Raw genomic sequence first — 847 nt, 5'->3', positions numbered from 1 at the left:
TGTTCTGCAACGACATCGATCATGCCGACCGGATGCGACGGGCGTTGGTCAACCTCAACCCGGAACAGATGGCCAAGGATGAGCGCTATGTGATGAAAATCACCGGCGATGATGAGTTGGGTAAGGGGCAGCTTGAGAACTTCATTGAGCCGAAAAAGCCCTATCCGGTCATCGCCACTACTTCCGAGCTGATGACCACTGGCGTCGATGCCAAAACCTGCAAGCTGGTTGTGCTGGACCAAAATATCCAGTCCATGACCAAGTTCAAGCAGATCATCGGCCGTGGTACCCGCATCGATGACAAGTACGGCAAGCTCTGGTTCACCATTCTCGACTTCAAGAAGGCCACCGAGCTGTTTGCCGATCCCCGTTTCGACGGCGAGCCGGAGCGCGTCATGGTGATCAAACCGGCAGACATCAACAATCCGGATGAAGGCTTGGGCGATATCATCGGCGATGCCGATCTGCTGCCAACCGATGAACCCGGCGACAATGACGATCCGTTTGCTCCCGGAGTCGATGAACAACCCGGCAGCTACACAACCGGTAGTGATGGTGGCCAGAGTAGCGCTGGGGGCCAGGGCGCAGGCCCGCTGGGTGGCCCCGAGCCCGGGGTCAGCAAGTATTATGTCAACGGCGTGGCGGTCAGCGTCATCGCCGAGCGGGTGCAGTATTACGATGCCGATGGCAAGTTGGTGACCGAATCCTTCAAGGACTACACCAAAAAGACCCTGCTCAAAGAGTTTGCCACCCTCGATGCGTTCACCAAACGCTGGCAAGCCGCCGAACGCAAGCAAGCCATTATGGATGAATTGGCTCAGGCGGGCGTGCTGTGGGAGGTGTTGGA

1 protein-coding gene is annotated in these 847 nt (G+C 57.4%); it reads left to right on the top strand.

Translation table 11 applies throughout. From position 1 onward, the window contains the following. Positions 1–847, top strand: an 847-nt coding sequence (locus tag L972_RS21675) for a type I restriction-modification enzyme R subunit C-terminal domain-containing protein (RefSeq protein ID WP_047440203.1), incomplete at both ends; no start/stop codon positions are given.

It is taken from the genome of Aeromonas sp. ZOR0001, from assembly GCF_000801015.1.
Taxonomy (GTDB): Bacteria; Pseudomonadota; Gammaproteobacteria; order Enterobacterales; family Aeromonadaceae; genus Aeromonas; species Aeromonas veronii.
Note: the sequence above shows the minus strand (reverse complement) of the source record. Positions and strands in the feature narration are given on the sequence as shown.